Raw genomic sequence first — 3,029 nt, forward strand, 5'->3', positions numbered from 1 at the left:
GTCGACCCACCGGACATCGGCTGACGGCTCGCCGGCCGCCTCCGGCGGGGGTGCGACCGCATCGCCCGCGGTCCGGCTCGGCACCGCCGGTCACCTCGCGGTGGGCTGAGCGCCGTTGCGGCGGAGGGGATGGGGGCGGCGCCCCCATCACCAGGCCACAGCGTGAGCCGGGGGTGCCCGGCGCGTGGCACGCAGGATTCGGGGCTTCGCCCCTTGAATCCGCCGCGATGGCGATCAACACCGATGCCGGGGTTCGGCGGTGCCGAAGCGACCTGAGGCGGGCCCGGCACCGCCGGATGCGTCGTTTGCGGTTGCTCGCCGCCGAGGCGGAAGCGGGGTGCCCGGCGAGCAACCCCCGGCAACGTGTCCGGTGATGCCGGCCCGGGCCCGGGCCGTCGTCCCGGGAGCCGCCCGCAGGGCTAGCCGTTGCGGGGGCCGGGGAAGGCCGGGGGGCGTTGTTCCTCGCGGAGGGCGGGGGCGGGCACCTGGCCGGGGACGGTGCGGGCCGCCGGGACCACCGGCACCGGCGCCGGCGCCGGCTCGGCTGTGCGCACCGCCTCCGCGGCCTCCGCCGCCCCCTGCCCGTTGGCACGGCGCGCTCCGTAACGGCGGTGCACCGCCTGCTTGGTGACCCCGAGGGCCGAGCCCACCGCGTCCCACGAGAAGCCCAGAGAGCGGTCGAAGTCGACCGCGGCGGTCACCAGGGTCTCGACGCTGTCCCGCAACTCCTGCGCCAGCCGTACGGTCGGCGCGGGTGCCCGCCCGTAGACGACGAAGCCGGCCGAGGGGCCCGTGCGCCGCGGGCGGTAGACGTTGCCCAGTTGAGCGGTGAGGGTGCGCAGGGCGTCCACCTGCCTGCGGACCCGCTCGATGTCCCGGACCAACAGATGCAGGCTGGCCCGTGCCTGGGCGTCGTGGGTTGCGTGGTCGGCCATGAAGAAGCCTCTCGGACCGGCGGGGTAAAAGGACGGAAAAAGACGAGAGTTGACGCGTCAGTCGACGAGCAACGGATGGAGGGCCGCGGATGCGGCCCGATTCGGTCAATCTCTCTTGACCACAACGCGCCATTGGCCGCCGGGTCACGGTATGGGGGCGCACATCCGCCGGAATGAGGCGCGTGACAATCCGTACGCCCCCTCGGGGCCGGGCCCTTTAGACTGGTGGGCCGTTCCGCTCGGCGCTCGAGGAGAGGTAGTTCGCCACCCATGAGGCTCGTCTTCGCCGGTACCCCCGAGGTCGCCGTCCCCGCCCTCGACGCCCTGCTCGCCTCGGACCGCCACGAGGTCGTCGCCGTCGTCACGCGGCCCGACGCCCCCGCCGGCCGCGGCCGCCGCCTGGTGGCGAGCCCCGTCGCCGAGCGCGCGGCGGAGGCCGGCATCGAGGTGCTCAAGCCCGCGCGCCCGCGCGACGAGGACTTCCTCGCCCGGCTGCGCGAGATCGCCCCGGACTGCTGCCCGGTCGTCGCCTACGGCGCGCTGCTGCCGAAGGCCGCCCTGGACATCCCCGTGCACGGCTGGGTCAACCTGCACTTCTCGCTGCTGCCCGCGTGGCGCGGCGCGGCCCCGGTCCAGCACGCGATCCTCGCGGGCGACGAGGTCACCGGCGCCTCCACCTTCCTGATCGAGGAGGGCCTGGACTCGGGCCCCGTCTACGGCGTGGTCACCGAGGAGGTGCGGCCCACCGACACCAGCGGCGACCTGCTGACCCGGCTGGCATTCGCCGGCTCCGGGCTGCTCGCGGCCACCATGGACGGCATCGAGGACGGCTCGCTCAAGGCCGTGCCGCAGCCCGCCGAGGGCGTCTCCCTCGCCCCGAAGATCAATGTCGAGGACGCCCGGATCGACTGGTCCGCGCCCGCCCTGCGCGTGGACCGGGTGGTCCGCGGGTGCGCCCCGGCGCCGGGCGCCTGGACGCTCTTCCGCGGCGAGCGGCTGAAGGTCATGTCGCTGGTGCCCGCTCCCGCTCAGGACGGCCTCGCGCCCGGCGAGATCGCCGCCGCCAAGAACTCCGTGCACGTGGGGACCGGTTCCCACCCCGTCGAGCTGCAGTGGGTCCAGCCGCAGGGCAAGAAGCCGATGAAGGCCGCCGACTGGGCCCGCGGCGTCCGTATCGCCGCAGGCGAGCGCCTCGGCGCGGCCTGAGGGCAGAGCGTAGGCTGGACACCTTCGCCACCCCAGCCCCGGAGCACCTTTCGTGAACGACCGTCCCGCACGCCGCCCCGCAAAGCCCTACCGCCGGCCCAAGAAGGACCCGGTGCGGATCCTCGCCTTCGAGGCGCTGCGGGCGGTCGACGAGCGGGACGCGTACGCGAACCTGGTCCTGCCGCCGCTGCTGCGCAAGGCCCGGGAGAAGGGCGACTTCGACGCGCGCGACGCCGCGCTCGCCACGGAGCTCGTCTACGGGACGCTGCGCCGCCAGGGGACGTACGACGCGATCATCGCCTCGTGCGTCGACCGGCCGCTGCGCGAGGTGGACCCGCCGGTCCTGGACGTGCTGAGCCTCGGGGCGCACCAGCTGCTCGGCACGCGCATCCCGCCGCACGCGGCGGTCTCCGCGAGCGTCGAGCTGGCGCGCGTCGTCCTCGGCGACGGCCGGGCGAAGTTCGTGAACGCCGTGCTGCGGAAGATCACCGCGCACGATCTGGAGGAGTGGCTGGAAAAGGTCGCCCCGCCGTACGAGGACGATCCCGAGGAGCACCTCGCCGTGGTGCACGCGCACCCGCGCTGGGTCGTCTCCGCCCTGTGGGACGCGCTCGGCGGCGGCCGCGCCGGCATCGAGGACCTGCTGGAGGCCGACAACGAGCGGCCGGAGGTGACGCTCGTCGCGCGGCCGGGGCGCTCCACGACGGACGAGCTGCTGGCGGCCGTAGGCGAGGAGTCGGCGCTGCCCGGCCGCTGGTCGCCGTATGCGGTGCGGCTCGCCGAGGGCGGCGAGCCCGGGGCGCTGGAGGCCGTCGCGGAGGGCCGTGCCGGCGTGCAGGACGAAGGCAGCCAGCTGGTCGCCCTCGCCCTCGCCTCCGTGCCGCTGGA

The 3,029-nt window shown here is 75.1% G+C and carries 3 protein-coding genes; 2 read left to right on the forward strand and 1 reads right to left on the reverse strand.

Features of this window, described 5'->3' with window-relative positions:
• Nucleotides 1-419 precede the first annotated feature (419 nt).
• Nucleotides 420-935: a hypothetical protein gene (locus V7793_RS35795; protein ID WP_336013854.1), complete on the reverse strand. Its 516-nt coding sequence runs from the start codon at nt 933-935 to the stop codon at nt 420-422.
• Between the two features lie 270 nt (nt 936-1,205).
• Here V7793_RS35795 and fmt point away from each other — a divergent pair, with 270 nt between their 5' ends.
• Together fmt and V7793_RS35805 are read left to right on the forward strand one after the other, a co-directional pair.
• Nucleotides 1,206-2,141 (forward strand): methionyl-tRNA formyltransferase, encoded by a 936-nt coding sequence (gene fmt / locus V7793_RS35800; protein WP_336013855.1) that lies wholly within the window; start codon nt 1,206-1,208, stop codon nt 2,139-2,141.
• 52 nt (nt 2,142-2,193) lie between these two features.
• On the forward strand, nt 2,194-3,029 hold an 836-nt coding region (locus tag V7793_RS35805), incomplete at its 3' end, for a transcription antitermination factor NusB (protein WP_336013856.1).

The sequence above is a fragment of the Streptomyces sp. KLMMK genome, assembly GCF_036961605.1.
Taxonomy (GTDB): Bacteria; Actinomycetota; Actinomycetes; order Streptomycetales; family Streptomycetaceae; genus Streptomyces; species Streptomyces telluris.

What these genes read in the sequence shown, in the direction of transcription:
- V7793_RS35795 (WP_336013854.1), bottom strand. Translation starts at nt 935, where the DNA reads ATGGCCGACCACGCAACCCACGACGCCCAGGCACGGGCCAGCCTGCAT.
- fmt (WP_336013855.1), top strand. Translation starts at nt 1,206, where the DNA reads ATGAGGCTCGTCTTCGCCGGTACCCCCGAGGTCGCCGTCCCCGCCCTC.